A 12,607-nucleotide genomic window follows, 5' to 3' on the forward strand; every position below is an offset into this window, starting at 1 on the left:
CAATTAAGCCGCCTCTTTGCCCGAACCCTGACCCGCAATTGCTTCCTGCTCGACAACATCGATGGAAGGCCGGTCTTTGGCAGAAATTGTTTTACGACCATATTCGAGTGCGATCTGCGGCATGGCATCATTCATATAGGCCAAAAGCGTTTGCTTGATCACAACGTAGATACGGGTTTTCTTGTCGCGTACCATTTTGATCTTTGCAGCGATCGGACCGAAAACACCGTAAGAAAAGAAAATACCGGCAAATGTTCCCACAAGCGCCGCACCGATGAGGTGTCCGAGAACTTCGGGGGATTCGTTCAGTGCGCCCATCGCCTTAACAACACCCAGAACAGCCGCGACAATGCCCAAAGCCGGCAAAGCGTCGGCAATTGTCTGCATCGCTTGGTAGGGCTTTAATGAATCATGGGAAATCGTGTGGATCTCTTCATCCATAAGGGCTTCAATTTCAAATGGACGCGCATTCCCTACAATGATCAGTCGGCAATAGTCACAAATAAAATTGGTAATAGACTCATCTTTTAAAACCGATGGGTATTGTTGGAAGATAGCCGATTCCTTTGGGTTATCAATGTGGCCTTCGACCTCGGAACGAGATTTGGAACGCATTTCACGCATCATGGCATAAAGAAGTCCCAAGACAGACAGAAAGTCTTTTTGTTTAGGAACCGCGTCTTTCATCGCTTCCATTGTGGCTTTCATGGTGTCTTTGATCAACGAGAAGGGATTGGCAATCACAAAGGTGCCCATTGCCGACCCCAAAATGATCACGAATTCCCAAGGCTGAAGCAGAACGGACACATGGCCGCCCATTGCCATAAAGCCGCCAAGCATACACCCCAGAGCAATTGCCAAACCAATAATAATACCCAACGCACAACGCTCCTGTTTGCAGATTTATCCTGTTTATAGAATGGCGGCCTTGCGTGAAGCTTGCCAACCGTATTGCCATTCTAGCACATTATCGCGCATTTCTTGCAAGAACACTAAAAATGGCGCATTATAAGGTTGAAATGACACCGCGATTGGGCATGTCTTATCGCGCGCTTTAGATCAGCTTCGGGCAAGTTTCGCCCCCTATAACGGTTTTACTGAGGAAAGGTATCGCTATGATTGGCACTTATGTCAGCTATAGAAATACAATTGATAATATGTCCAAGACGCTCAACCAGGTGATGAAACAGCCACAGGTCGAGCGTGAGACGGAGTATTATACCCAGAATATTATGAATGTGAAATCGGTTGACGATTTTCTCGGCGATGACCGTTTGTATAATTATGCCATGAAGGCTTATGGTCTTGAAGACATGACCTATGCCAAGGGCATGATGCGTAAGGTGCTGACGGATCCCGAATACGCAAGTGGTTTGACCGATAAGCGTTATCAGCAATTTGCGGCTGCATTCAATTTTGAAAAATATGGTGACAAAGCCACGCAACAGGATAGCGCCACCAAAGCGGCTGTTAACAAATATATGCAGCAGACATTGGAAGTGCAGGTTGGCCAAGCCAATGAAGGTGCCCGTCTTGCATTGTATTTCACTCGTACGATTGGTGGAATGACGCAAAATGGCACTCTATCGGAAGATAGTTGGGCTTATCAAATTTTGTCAGACAAAGCTTTGACGGCGGTGGTTTTTACCACGCTGAATATACCTGAAAGTGTGCGTACTTCAGACGTTGATGCGCAAAAGCGCATGATTGAATCACGCATTTCTTATGACGATATGGCCGATCCGGCGAAATTGGAGAAATTCATTTCGCGGTTTTCAGCCATGTATGACGTACAAAATCAAACGCAGGTCAGCCCTGCATTGAGTTTGTTGCAGAGCACGGGGTCGGGCGGCACTTTTGGATTTTCCAATGACGCCATGATTGCCATGCAGTCGCTTAAACCCGGCGGCATTTGATTCTCGGGCCTTTTGGCCCTTGATCTCTTGTCCGCCTGTATCAAGCCAGACATGGATATGTCTGGGGCATGAAAGGACGAGGGATCGATGCAGAACCCAATCTATGTTGGTGTTTCAGGCCAGATCAGTTTGGCACGGCGCATGGAAACCATTGCGCAGAACATGGCCAATGTGAACACGCCGGGCTTTAGGGCCGAGGCCATGAAGTTTGACTCGCTCGTATCCCCTGTTGCACGTGATAATAATGAAAATGTCAATTTCAGCAGTGCCGGTAAAAGCTACATTTCCACCGATCGCGGCCCTGTAACGCAAACCGGCAATGCACTGGATGTTGCGGTTAACGGCGATTCCTATTTCTCGCTGCAGACCCCTGCCGGTCAGGTCTATACGCGTGATGGCCGTATGCTAATGACGCCTGAAGGCGGTCTTGTCTCCGTGATGGGGCATCCTTTTTTGGATAATGGCGGTGCGCCATTGCAAATCGATCCGGCAAACGGCCCGCCGCGCATTGCGGCTGACGGTGCCATCTATCAAAACAATCTCCAAGTCGGGGCAATTGGCCTCTACCAGTTCCAGCCAAATAGCGAGCTGCGTTATGGGCCGAATTCTTCGGTTATTCCGGATAAAACGCCTGTTCCGGTTGTTGGCGATGTCGGCAATGGTGTGATGCAGGGCTTCATCGAAAATTCCAATGTGAACGGCGTTATTGAAATGACGCGGCTGATTGAAGTGACGCGTGCTTTCGAGCGGGTAGAAGCCATGATGCGCCAGCAGGAAGAAATGGGCACCAAAGCAATCCAGACACTTGGTGGAAAAAATCAGTAAGACATTCATTTAAGCTCGGTCAATCAGGCTATTTCATATGGAAAACGTTGAGACAAACATAAAGCTCCAAGGCGCGTCGGCTAATACATCTTTGTCGCGTTTGTTGGCTTTTGCCGAGCGTGAGAAAAACCATTCTTCTCCATTGGTTAGCCGCGGCGGCGTAGTGAGCGATGTTTCACGGGCTGCAATTGCCGCCAAAGGCATGTCCGAACTTGTGTCCCTTGGCGACAGCGTTTTGATCGATTGCGGAAACCAGATGTCACGCGGTGAGGTTATCCGTGTGAATGAAGATCATACATTGATTAAACCTTATGACGAAACGGTTATACCGGCCCTGAACGCCTCGGTTTTTCCTAACGGCCCTTTGCTTGTTGCTCCCGACAAGTCATGGCGCGGACGGGTGGTAAATGCTTTGGGCGAAGCCATTGATGATTTCGGTCCAATCATGTCCGGAACGGTAAAGATGCCGGTTGAGACCCATGCCCCGCCTGCATTGAAGCGGGCGCGCGTGGGCAAGGGGCTGCGTACCGGTGTCAAGGTCATTGATATTTTTACGCCGCTCTGCTTTGGACAGCGTATCGGTGTTTTTGCCGGATCGGGTGTTGGTAAGTCCACTTTGTTGGCAATGATGACACAAACAGACCACTTTGATACCGTGGTTTTGGCTTTGACCGGCGAGCGTGGACGCGAAGTCCGCGATATGCTTGATGATACGATGAAAGGCAAGCTTGCCAAAGTCGTTACTGTTGTTGCAACAGGTGACGAAAGCCCGATGATGCGACGGCTCGCGCCGGCTATGGCAACAACAATTGCGGAATATTTCTGCTCGCTCGGCGACAATGTCCTGCTGATGGTCGACTCCGTCACACGTTATGCGCTGGCTGCACGCGAGGTCGCGATTGCTGCTGACGAACCGCCGGTATCGCGCGGTTTTCCGCCAAGTGTCTTCAGCCAGTTGCCAAGACTGCTCGAGCGGGCCGGTCCCGGACCTGAAGGCAAGGGTTCGATTACCGGCGTTTATGCTGTTCTTGTTGATGGCGACGATCATAATGATCCGATCGCCGATGCTATTCGTGGTATTCTAGACGGCCATATCGTTTTGGATCGCGCCATAGCCGCCCAGGGGCGGTTTCCTGCTGTTGATATTCCGGCGTCCATTTCACGTTTGGCCCCGCACAGTTGGACACCTGAGCAGCGCAGGCTCGTTCAAAGTCTGAAAGAGATGATTTCCCGTTATGAAGAAACGCGCGATCTACGCGCGATGGGGGCATATCGAGCCGGTTCAGATGCCGTTTTGGATCAGGCCGTTATTCTTGTGCCGCGTATATATGAAGCGATGAATCAAAGTCCTGACACGCCGGTTGCGCGGGATCCTTACGATGAGTTGGCCAAAGCGCTCAAGCTGCAGCCCGTTCAACAAGGTTAGGAAAGGTATAGGTTATGACAGATTTTACACATATGGGCCCGTCCTTTCCGCATTCGGGCGATGATAAATATCGCAATTTCAGCAGCTTCAATTTAAAGGGGCTGTCCAAAAAAATGCGTGTTGCGGAAGCCGAAAAACAGTTGGCAGACCTGTTGCGCAATCTGGAAAACACACAGGCCGGCAGGGTTTCGTCACGCCAGCATACCGGGCAAAAACGTCCATGGTGGTCCTGGCTGCCTTTTTCACGCCGCCTATCGGATGACACGTTTAATCGCTCCGGTTTACCCGTTGCGACTCCTCAGGAACAGGCGAAAACGCGGGCAAAAAGGTCAGTCGCCATTGCGTCGACCGGGGCTGCAGGCTTACAATCACTGAGCGTTGCAAGCTCTATAAGCGGTGCCAATGGGGGGACGATTTTCGGAATTTTCCAATCCGTCGACACAATGCTGCGCACTTTGGGTATAGCATTGGCGATCGGCTGTGGCAGTTTGCCCTTTGTGGTCTATGGATTGCAGATCAATGGCATTGGTGGAGCGGTGGTCGGTGATAGTGCGACCAGCGAGCAAAAAATGCAACCTGATGAAAGCTGGTTTAGAAAATCGAAGTTTGAACCGGTTGATACAGTCGATCCTTATGCGGCACAGGATTACGATGCCAGCAGGCCGATCATGTCGAATGGTCGTGGATTGCCAAAAGGCGATATCCCTGCGCAGGACGGTGGCGGTCTGGTGCCAACCGCACCGCAAGCAAAGCCTTTTGTTGTGAAAGACGTGGTGAATGGTATGGCCCTGATTGAGTATGATCAGGGTTACTGGTTCGCGGCCCCTGGTAGTACGCTGCCGGATGGTAGCCGATATATGCGTGCCGTTAAGGATAAGAATACTGGACAGATTGAACTGAAGACATCACAAGGTCTCGTTCCTGTCAAAGCCCATTGAGGAAGTACGGTCACGTATTGGCTGTTTTTATCAATTGAAAAGCCCAATCCTATCGCCCTGAACGCTTTTAGAGCGGTTCCCGATTGATGTGAAACGTCAATTGCATAAGATACCGCGACAAATCAAAAGCTGGAGACACGCCGGCCGCATAGCATCAGGTCGAAAAGCGCTCTGAATGGCGCGGATTGTGCGCAGGGGATTTTTTAATCCTTTTATAGTGTATTGTTTTCATTGCCTTAAACGATAAAAACCGAAGCTTTCGTTGAACGCAAGTCTCGCGCAAGATTGCCCCGTTATTGTTTCCTGAGTTTAATAGGGTAATAGGCAATGGGTCCGGTTAATCTTTTTGACATGGCAAGTAGGCAGGCAGACTGGCTGGCAGTTCGTCAGAAGACGGTTGCAGGCAATGTCGCCAATGCCAATACACCCGGCTATAAAGCGCGCGATGTGCAGAGTTTTTCTGCGGTTTTGCAAAACGACACAATGGCTATGGCCGTAACCAACAACGCCCATATGGACGTGACGGATAACGGTATGGAAGCGCGCGCCTTGCGTCCGGAAGATACAATCGAAACCACCCATTCCGGTAATGATGTCAATCTGGAAGAAGAAATGCGCAAAGGTGGCGAAATTGGCCGTGAAATGTCGATGAATACCGCAATTGTCAAAGCCTTTCACCGGATGATGATGGCAACAGTCAAAGGAGGGTCTTGATTATGTCTGATCCACTTGTCGCAGCAGGACGTGTCGCAACAACGGGGCTTACTGCCCAGTCAACCCGCCTGCGTATTATTGCTGAAAATATGGCCAATGCCAATTCTACAGGTGCGACTGCAGGGGCAAGCCCCTATCAGCGTAAAACAGTCAGTTTTGAAGCTGCTCTTAACCCATATGCTGATGCTCAGGGTGTGGAAGTGGCGCGCATCAGCACTGACAAGTCACCTTATACTGTCAAGTATGAACCGGGACACCCGGCTGCTGATGCAAATGGCTACGTCAAATATCCCAACGTGAATTCGATTGTGGAAATGGCAGATATGCGTGAAGCTAATCGGTCTTACGAGGCCAATTTACAGGTCATCCGGCAAGCACGTGACCTCGTTTCTCAGACAATAGATCTATTAAGAGGGTAAGATGGTAAACGCTGGATTGACAGAGATGAAGGCAGTATTGCCCATAATTGAAGCGCAGATCAACGACGTTGAAAACAATGTTGCGGTTGATCTGGTCCGCATGGGAGAAGCCGTATCTTATAAGGCTGACCTCGAAGTTATCCGTCGCTCGGCCCACCTGATGGCAGGCGCCCTTAAGCTGACAGGAATTTGACAATGATCCAGTCTTTAACCTCTGCGACGACCCGTGCAGCGCTCGACCGTCTAGGACAGTCGCAGGGCATGAATGCCGGTCAGACGAGCGCTCTCAATAATCCGATCGCGACCGGACAAACCGAAGGGGCAAAGAACGTCAGTTTCGATCAGGTTCTGGCGGAAGTTTCGGGTTCTGTGGGCAATAATTTGCAAAAGGCCGAAAGCCTTTCGATGGAAAAAATACAGGGCGGTGATGTCGGTGTGCGCGAAGTGGTCAATTCCGTCATGGAAGCCGAACGCTCATTGAATACGGCAATCGCCATTCGCGATAAAATTGTTCAGGCATATCTCGAAGTCAGTCGTATGCAAATTTAGCGGATCAAGCGCAGATATGCGTAAAGCATCCGGAAAATAAAAGGAATAAAACCATGGTTATGAGATCTTTATCGATTGCAGCGACAGGCATGAATGCCCAGCAAACAAATCTGGACGTCATCGCCAACAACATCGCCAACATCAACACCACGGGCTATAAGCGGTCACGTGCGGAATTTTCCGATTTGATGTATACGGCCGATCGCGCCGTTGGCGTACCCAATATGATGAATCAGGCCACCATTCCCGAGGGTGCCATGGTGGGTATGGGTGTTCGCACTGCCGCCGTCCGTAAGCTGAATATGCAAGGCTCATTCGTTCAAACCAATAACTCTCTGGATCTTGCTATCAAGGGGCGTGGCTGGTTTGAAATTCAAGATCCGAACGGCAATACGTTCTATACGCGCGCAGGTGCATTCAACCTTGATGAAAACGGCCAGCTTGTCACCCTTGATGGCAATCTGGTGCAGCCTGTCATTACCCTTCCTACCGAAATCGGCAAGAATGGGACAATTACAGTAAGCGCAGACGGTACACTTTATTATCAGCCCGATGCGGATGCTGCGCCTGTCGAGGCCGGACGTCTTAATCTGATCAATTTTACCAATGAAGCCGGACTTGAACCGGTGGGTGACAATCTTTTCCGCGAAACGCAGGCTTCCGGTGCGCCGATAGCAAGCAATCCGGGAGAAGAAAATTACGGCTCGATTATGCAAGGCTATCTGGAAGCTTCAAACGTTGATCCGGTCAAAGAAATTACCGAGCTTATTGCTGCCCAGCGTGCTTATGAAATGAACTCCAAGGTCATTCAGGCGGCCGACGAAATGTCCGCAGTCGTTTCGAAAAATCTAAGGTAATCAGGCTATGAAAAAGCTTTCACTCTTTGTTGCCGGTTTATTGTTGTTGGTGTCTTCGCTGACGCAAGCTTATGCGGACAGGGTCGGCTTTATCGTTCCAACAAGAACGGTCTATGCCGGTCAGCCGGTCAGCGAGGTCGGCTTGAGTGAAAGAATGTTTTTCATCAAGGCTGATGCGGTACCGCTTTATGTAACCGACATCAGTCAGGCGCTGAACAAGGTTGCCAAACGTACTTTGACAGCCGGTCGTCCGATTTCGCTTTCAGCACTTGCCGATCCGGTTTTGATCGAGCGTGGACAATCGACACGATTGGTCTTCACGGCGGGTGATCTGGTTATCACTGCAACCGGCGTTTCACTACAGCCGGGGAGTGCAGGGGACTTTATAAAAATACGCAATATCGATTCAGGCCGTGTTGTTACCGGCACGGTATTGGCTGACGGTAGTGTGCGGGTAGGTGTGCAATGATAGGTCGTTCTCTCAGTCTTATGGCTGCGCTATTCATGGGCGTTATGCCGGCTTTTGCCGATGACGGCGGCAAGAATGTCCGCCGCTTCAATTCGGAAGCTGCAGCCGATGCGTCATGGCTTGGTTCCGGCGGCGATCCGGCAAAAATGCGTTATTCCGATCTTGCGCGTCCCGGTGTTGTTGCCCGCCTTAAGGATATTTCCGAAATACAGGGCGTACGTGACAACCAGCTGGTAGGTTATGGTTTGGTGATCGGCCTTAATGGTACGGGCGATTCACTGCGCAATGCACCGTTTACCGAGCAATCGCTGCGCGCCATGCTCGATAATCTCGGCATCAGTCCTCCTGCTGGTGCCTCGCGGGCCAACAACATCGCCGCGGTTATCGTGACGGCTGATATTCCACCTTTTGCAACACCCGGTTCACGTATTGATGTGAGTGTTTCATCCTTGGGTGATGCCACGTCCTTGCAGGGCGGTACTCTGGTTATGACTCCGCTTCTTGGTGCTGATGGTGAAACCTATGCGGTCGCGCAGGGTAATATGGTCATTTCCGGTTTTGGTGCACAGGGAGCTGCCGAAACTGTCACGCAAGGCGTTCCAACCTCCGGCCGCATTCCAAATGGCGCGCTGGTTGAACGTATGGTCGAAGGCAATTTCAATAAAGAAAACGATATTGTGCTGGAATTGCGCAATCCTGATTTTTCGACGGCTATTCGTGTGGCCGATTTGATCAATGTCTTTGCTAATAAGCGCTATAATCAGGTCGTTGCCAAGGAGCGTGATGCCAAGACTGTCGTGTTGAAAAAGCCGCAAAATATTTCAGCAACCCGATTCATTGCTGAAATAGAAGGTTTGCCGATACCGACAGATGAGGTTGCACGCGTGGTCGTGGACGAGCGTACCGGTACTGTTGTTATCGGCGAGAAAGTTCGTGTGTCCCGTGTAGCGATTTCGCATGGAAGTTTGACAGTACGCGTCACCGAAACACCTTATGCCTCACAGCCCGAGCCGTTTAGTGAAACGGGGGAAACTGTTGTGTTGCCGCAAACCACGATTGACGCCAATGAACAGACATCCAATATTGGTATTCTCGGTGGCACGGATCTCGACAACCTCGTCAAGGGGTTGAACCAGATTGGTGTGAAACCGACCGGGATTATTGCAATCCTACAGGCGATCAAAACATCGGGTGCCCTTCATGCGGAGCTTGTGGTGCAATGATCAGGTCACGTCGTAACATACTTGCTGTTTTAGGTTTGGCACCATTTGCCGGTTTTGTCGGCAGCGCTCTTGCCCAACCCACACCTGTTCCGGCACCTGCGCCCACAAACAATGCGCCGCCAGCAAATAATGCCGCGACACCACCCGCAACGCCGGTCGCTGTTCCCGGTGCCAATGCGACGCAAGACGAAATTTCGCGCTTTTGTGGCAATATTGACAGTCAGGCCGCCGACGCACGTTTTGAGTTGCAAAGCCAGCAATTGCAGCAATTGCGTGCGCAAATTGATGAGCGCATCAAAGTGTTGGAAGATAAAAGACAGGAATATGAAAACTGGTTGAATAAGCGCAACGAGTTTTTAGCCAAAGCCCAGGATTCATTGGTGAATATCATTTCCAAAATGCGTCCTGATGCGGCCGCAGCCCAATTGACCCTTGTCGATGATATTGCCGCGGCGTCGATCATTCTTAAGCTTAGCCCACGTATATCGAGCGCTATCATGAATGAGATGCCGCCGGAAAAATCAGCCAATCTGACCAAGGTTCTGGTCAGTGTTCAGAAAGTACCGCCGGAGACAAAACCGGCTGCTCAGGCGGCGAATGCCGCACAATGATGAAAGTTAGACAGATGAAAAATGTTTCGCTCACCCGTAAATCTTCAGTCGCGCTTCTAAGCGTTGTGCTGGCGGCTGTTGCGCTGTCAGGCTGTTCGTATAATACGAAAGATTTCAATTCCGTGCCGGATTTTTCACCCGTCCGGGCTGATCTTGGTTATGCACCTTCAATGAATCCGGATATTTATCCGACTGCGCCGAAGGAAAGCAAGTACTCGCTCTATCGTTCAAGTTCCAACAGTTTCTATCGTGATCCGCGTGCTATGAAGCCTGGCGATGTCATGACGGTGCAGATATCTATCAATGATCGCGCCAATATGAACAATAAGAGCGACTTGAAACGGGATGCCAATGCCGAATACTCGGTCGGCGCAACCTATTCGTTGATTGGAAAGAATGGTGGCAGCGTCAATGGCGATTCAACAGCCCATTCAAAGGGTGATGCCAAGGTTGAACGTAAGGAAGATATCCGTCTTTCTGTCGCTGCTGTGGTTACCGATGTGTTGCCCAATGGCAATCTTGTTATTAACGGGTCGCAGGAAGTACGGGTTAACTATGAATTGCGCGTATTGAACATTGCCGGCGTGGTTCGTCCGCGTGATATTTCGGGCAACAATACAATTGATTACAACAAAATCGCTGAAGCGCGTATTTCTTATGGCGGTCGCGGCCGTATGAGCGAAATTCAACAGCCGCCTTATGGCCAACAGATACTCAATCAGATAGCACCATTCTAAGCTGTTTCGAGCGTAAGCTAACCGGGATCGGTCAAATCGACAATCCCGGTTAACAGATTGCCGTTCAAATGGGCTTGAAACTGGCAGGCTTTAAGGTTTATTCATCAGTCTGGTGATATGACGCATGCAAGTATGGTTCGGCCCCAGTGTCGACCTACGGAGGCAAGAGGTTTTCATGGCAAAAGCGCCGGTAAAAGGCAGTGATACGGCAAAAAAAGACGGCGGTATGAAAACGCTGTTGGTTGCCGGTGCTATTCTGACGCTTGTGGCCGCTGGCGGTGGCTGGTTTCTCGGTGCGCAAATTGGCAAAGAAATTGCGCCACCACCTGTCACGGCTGAAAAGAATGAAGATGCGGCCAAAACTGCCGATATGATATCTTCCAATACCAATGTTACTGTATTGACTCCGATCCTCACAAATATGGCTGCACCGAATACGGCTTGGATTCGTATGGAAATTGCGCTTGTTGCGCAGCCGGGCGAGATTATATCGCCGGCAATGGCAGCTGAAATCTCGAATGATTTTTTAGCGTTTCTGCGCGATAGCACGATTGCCCAGATCAAAGGCCCGTCAGGGTTGATGAATCTGCGTGAAGATCTTTTGGATCGTGCCCGTATTCGTTCCGACGGCAAAGTTACCAATGTTCTGATCTCCAGTCTGGTGGTCGAGCAATGAAGCGGTTTCTGCTCCTGACCCTGGTTGTTTTTTTTGCGGGCATAGGGGCCGCTTTCGCGCAACAAACGGGGACAGCACCCGCAGGCCCGCTCGGTGGGTTGTTGCCCGAAGGTGGAAGCACGATAAGCGGGCGTATTGTTCAGCTTTTCGGATTGTTGACCATCCTTTCGGTCGCACCGGGCTTGCTGATTATGGTCACCAGCTTTACCCGCTTTGCCATTGCTTTCTCTTTATTGCGTTCAGGTTTGGGACTGCAAACAGCGCCGTCGAATCTGGTGATGATTTCATTGGCATTGTTTATGACGTTTTATGTCATGGCACCGACATTCAATCAGGCATGGACGAGTGGTGTCCAGCCGCTGATTAATAATGAAATCAATGAGCAACAGGCAGCGGAACGCATCAGCCAGCCCTTTCGTGAATTCATGCTCAGTCAGGTGCGCGAAAAGGATCTCGACCTGTTTGTCGATCTTGCCGATCCATCTTTTCAAGTCGGTACAGGGGAACAGGTTGACCTTCGGGTGCTTGTGCCTGCATTTATGATATCTGAGCTGCGCCGTGGTTTTGAGATCGGCTTTTTGATCGTCTTACCATTTCTCGTTATTGATCTGGTCGTTGCGACCTTGACAATGTCGATGGGTATGATGATGTTGCCTCCAACAGTTATTTCTCTGCCATTCAAGGTCTTGTTTTTCGTTCTGATCGACGGTTGGAACTTGCTTGTAGGAAGCCTTATCCGCTCGTTTAGCTAGGGCGTAGAACTGTATTTACATTTTTTTGTTGAAAGAACTTTACAATTTGGGAGGATGTGGTATTAAGAGACTGTAACAGGTTAGATGTTTGATCTAACAGACATGAAGTCGTTCTGTTACCTGCTGGGTCAGCCAGCATGTCCCTCTCCATTTTTTCTTTAAAGGGACAACGATTATGGGTACTAGTCTTCTTACAAACCAATCCGCTATGAATGCTTTGCAAACTTTGCGTTCAATTGGCGATAACATGGATACAACGCAGCGTCGTGTTTCAACCGGCATGCGTATCAATGAAGCTTCTGACAATACTGCTTATTGGTCAATTTCTTCAGCCATGCGTTCTGACCGTAACACTTTGAGTGCGGTTTCCGATGCAATGGCTTTGGGTAAGAGCCAGATCGACGTTGCAAACGCAACAGTTGATCAGAGCAAGACCAATCTGGATAACATCTCGAAGTCGCTTATGACCAACTATGAAAAAGGCGAAGGCGACGT

Annotated in this window: 18 protein-coding genes; 17 read left to right on the top strand and 1 reads right to left on the bottom strand. The window is 50.1% G+C overall.

What is annotated here, in order from left to right; all coding sequences use genetic code 11:
* Positions 1–3: 3 nt before the first annotated feature.
* Entirely contained in the window at positions 4–879 is an 876-nt protein-coding gene (gene motA / locus ACYSNS_RS14175) for a flagellar motor stator protein MotA (RefSeq protein WP_461723829.1), read from the bottom strand.
* A gap of 53 nt (positions 880–932) precedes the next feature.
* On the opposite strand from motA, the gene ACYSNS_RS14180 reads away from it, so the two are divergent.
* The 17 genes from ACYSNS_RS14180 to ACYSNS_RS14260 form a co-directional block, all read left to right on the top strand.
* Positions 933–1,058: a hypothetical protein gene (locus ACYSNS_RS14180; protein ID WP_461723830.1), complete on the top strand. Its 126-nt coding sequence runs from the start codon at positions 933–935 to the stop codon at positions 1,056–1,058.
* 57 nt (positions 1,059–1,115) lie between these two features.
* Positions 1,116–1,916 (top strand): DUF1217 domain-containing protein, encoded by an 801-nt coding sequence (locus ACYSNS_RS14185; protein WP_461723831.1) that lies wholly within the window; start codon positions 1,116–1,118, stop codon positions 1,914–1,916.
* An 87-nt stretch (positions 1,917–2,003) separates the two neighbouring features.
* Positions 2,004–2,741, top strand: a complete 738-nt coding sequence (flgF, locus tag ACYSNS_RS14190; protein ID WP_461723832.1) for a flagellar basal-body rod protein FlgF — start codon at positions 2,004–2,006, stop codon at positions 2,739–2,741.
* 37 nt (positions 2,742–2,778) lie between these two features.
* Complete coding sequence (gene fliI, locus ACYSNS_RS14195) at positions 2,779–4,167, top strand: flagellar protein export ATPase FliI (protein ID WP_461723833.1); 1,389 nt, start codon at positions 2,779–2,781, stop codon at positions 4,165–4,167.
* 14 nt (positions 4,168–4,181) lie between these two features.
* On the top strand, positions 4,182–5,105 hold the full coding sequence (locus tag ACYSNS_RS14200; RefSeq protein ID WP_461723834.1) for a hypothetical protein: 924 nt from the start codon (positions 4,182–4,184) through the stop codon (positions 5,103–5,105).
* A gap of 327 nt (positions 5,106–5,432) precedes the next feature.
* The gene (gene flgB, locus ACYSNS_RS14205) at positions 5,433–5,819 is read left to right on the top strand and encodes a flagellar basal body rod protein FlgB (protein WP_461723835.1); all 387 of its coding nucleotides are present in this window, start codon (positions 5,433–5,435) and stop codon (positions 5,817–5,819) included.
* Positions 5,819–6,238 carry a flagellar basal body rod protein FlgC gene (gene flgC / locus ACYSNS_RS14210; RefSeq protein ID WP_461723845.1) on the top strand — a complete coding sequence of 140 codons (420 nt, stop codon included), beginning with the start codon at positions 5,819–5,821 and terminating at the stop codon, positions 6,236–6,238. Before flgB ends, flgC begins: the two co-directional genes overlap by 1 nt.
* A gap of 1 nt (position 6,239) precedes the next feature.
* Positions 6,240–6,431 carry a hypothetical protein gene (locus ACYSNS_RS14215; protein WP_461723836.1) on the top strand — a complete coding sequence of 64 codons (192 nt, stop codon included), beginning with the start codon at positions 6,240–6,242 and terminating at the stop codon, positions 6,429–6,431.
* A gap of 2 nt (positions 6,432–6,433) precedes the next feature.
* Entirely contained in the window at positions 6,434–6,787 is a 354-nt protein-coding gene (locus ACYSNS_RS14220; RefSeq protein ID WP_461723837.1) for a flagellar hook-basal body complex protein FliE, read from the top strand.
* Positions 6,788–6,846: 59 nt separating this feature from the next.
* Positions 6,847–7,644, top strand: a complete 798-nt coding sequence (gene flgG / locus ACYSNS_RS14225; protein ID WP_461723846.1) for a flagellar basal-body rod protein FlgG — start codon at positions 6,847–6,849, stop codon at positions 7,642–7,644.
* Positions 7,645–7,651: 7 nt separating this feature from the next.
* Positions 7,652–8,113: a flagellar basal body P-ring formation chaperone FlgA gene (flgA, locus tag ACYSNS_RS14230; RefSeq protein WP_461723838.1), complete on the top strand. Its 462-nt coding sequence runs from the start codon at positions 7,652–7,654 to the stop codon at positions 8,111–8,113.
* The gene (locus ACYSNS_RS14235) at positions 8,110–9,336 is read left to right on the top strand and encodes a flagellar basal body P-ring protein FlgI (protein WP_461723839.1); all 1,227 of its coding nucleotides are present in this window, start codon (positions 8,110–8,112) and stop codon (positions 9,334–9,336) included. The genes flgA and ACYSNS_RS14235 overlap by 4 nt, the downstream gene beginning before the upstream one ends.
* Positions 9,333–9,947: a MotE family protein gene (locus tag ACYSNS_RS14240; RefSeq protein ID WP_461723840.1), complete on the top strand. Its 615-nt coding sequence runs from the start codon at positions 9,333–9,335 to the stop codon at positions 9,945–9,947. Before ACYSNS_RS14235 ends, ACYSNS_RS14240 begins: the two co-directional genes overlap by 4 nt.
* Positions 9,948–9,961: 14 nt before the next feature.
* On the top strand, positions 9,962–10,684 hold the full coding sequence (gene flgH, locus ACYSNS_RS14245) for a flagellar basal body L-ring protein FlgH (protein WP_461723847.1): 723 nt from the start codon (positions 9,962–9,964) through the stop codon (positions 10,682–10,684).
* 175 nt (positions 10,685–10,859) lie between these two features.
* On the top strand, positions 10,860–11,360 hold the full coding sequence (locus tag ACYSNS_RS14250) for a flagellar basal body-associated FliL family protein (RefSeq protein ID WP_461723841.1): 501 nt from the start codon (positions 10,860–10,862) through the stop codon (positions 11,358–11,360).
* The gene (gene fliP, locus ACYSNS_RS14255) at positions 11,357–12,112 is read left to right on the top strand and encodes a flagellar type III secretion system pore protein FliP (RefSeq protein WP_461723842.1); all 756 of its coding nucleotides are present in this window, start codon (positions 11,357–11,359) and stop codon (positions 12,110–12,112) included. Before ACYSNS_RS14250 ends, fliP begins: the two co-directional genes overlap by 4 nt.
* 175 nt (positions 12,113–12,287) lie before the next feature.
* Positions 12,288–12,607: flagellin N-terminal helical domain-containing protein (locus tag ACYSNS_RS14260; protein ID WP_461723843.1), on the top strand; the 320-nt coding region annotated here is incomplete at its 3' end.

This window comes from Bartonella sp. LJL80 (assembly GCF_054871565.1).

Excerpts from the sequence above, each read along its gene's own strand:
- flgH (WP_461723847.1), top strand. The coding sequence starts at position 9,962 with ATGAAAAATGTTTCGCTCACCCGTAAATCTTCAGTCGCGCTTCTAAGC.
- flgG (WP_461723846.1), top strand. The coding sequence starts at position 6,847 with ATGAGATCTTTATCGATTGCAGCGACAGGCATGAATGCCCAGCAAACA.
- ACYSNS_RS14200 (WP_461723834.1), top strand. The coding sequence starts at position 4,182 with ATGACAGATTTTACACATATGGGCCCGTCCTTTCCGCATTCGGGCGAT.
- fliP (WP_461723842.1), top strand. The coding sequence starts at position 11,357 with ATGAAGCGGTTTCTGCTCCTGACCCTGGTTGTTTTTTTTGCGGGCATA.
- ACYSNS_RS14235 (WP_461723839.1), top strand. The coding sequence starts at position 8,110 with ATGATAGGTCGTTCTCTCAGTCTTATGGCTGCGCTATTCATGGGCGTT.
- ACYSNS_RS14215 (WP_461723836.1), top strand. The coding sequence starts at position 6,240 with ATGGTAAACGCTGGATTGACAGAGATGAAGGCAGTATTGCCCATAATT.
- flgF (WP_461723832.1), top strand. The coding sequence starts at position 2,004 with ATGCAGAACCCAATCTATGTTGGTGTTTCAGGCCAGATCAGTTTGGCA.
- ACYSNS_RS14185 (WP_461723831.1), top strand. The coding sequence starts at position 1,116 with ATGATTGGCACTTATGTCAGCTATAGAAATACAATTGATAATATGTCC.
- flgA (WP_461723838.1), top strand. The coding sequence starts at position 7,652 with ATGAAAAAGCTTTCACTCTTTGTTGCCGGTTTATTGTTGTTGGTGTCT.
- ACYSNS_RS14250 (WP_461723841.1), top strand. The coding sequence starts at position 10,860 with ATGGCAAAAGCGCCGGTAAAAGGCAGTGATACGGCAAAAAAAGACGGC.
- fliI (WP_461723833.1), top strand. The coding sequence starts at position 2,779 with ATGGAAAACGTTGAGACAAACATAAAGCTCCAAGGCGCGTCGGCTAAT.
- ACYSNS_RS14240 (WP_461723840.1), top strand. The coding sequence starts at position 9,333 with ATGATCAGGTCACGTCGTAACATACTTGCTGTTTTAGGTTTGGCACCA.
- ACYSNS_RS14220 (WP_461723837.1), top strand. The coding sequence starts at position 6,434 with ATGATCCAGTCTTTAACCTCTGCGACGACCCGTGCAGCGCTCGACCGT.
- flgB (WP_461723835.1), top strand. The coding sequence starts at position 5,433 with ATGGGTCCGGTTAATCTTTTTGACATGGCAAGTAGGCAGGCAGACTGG.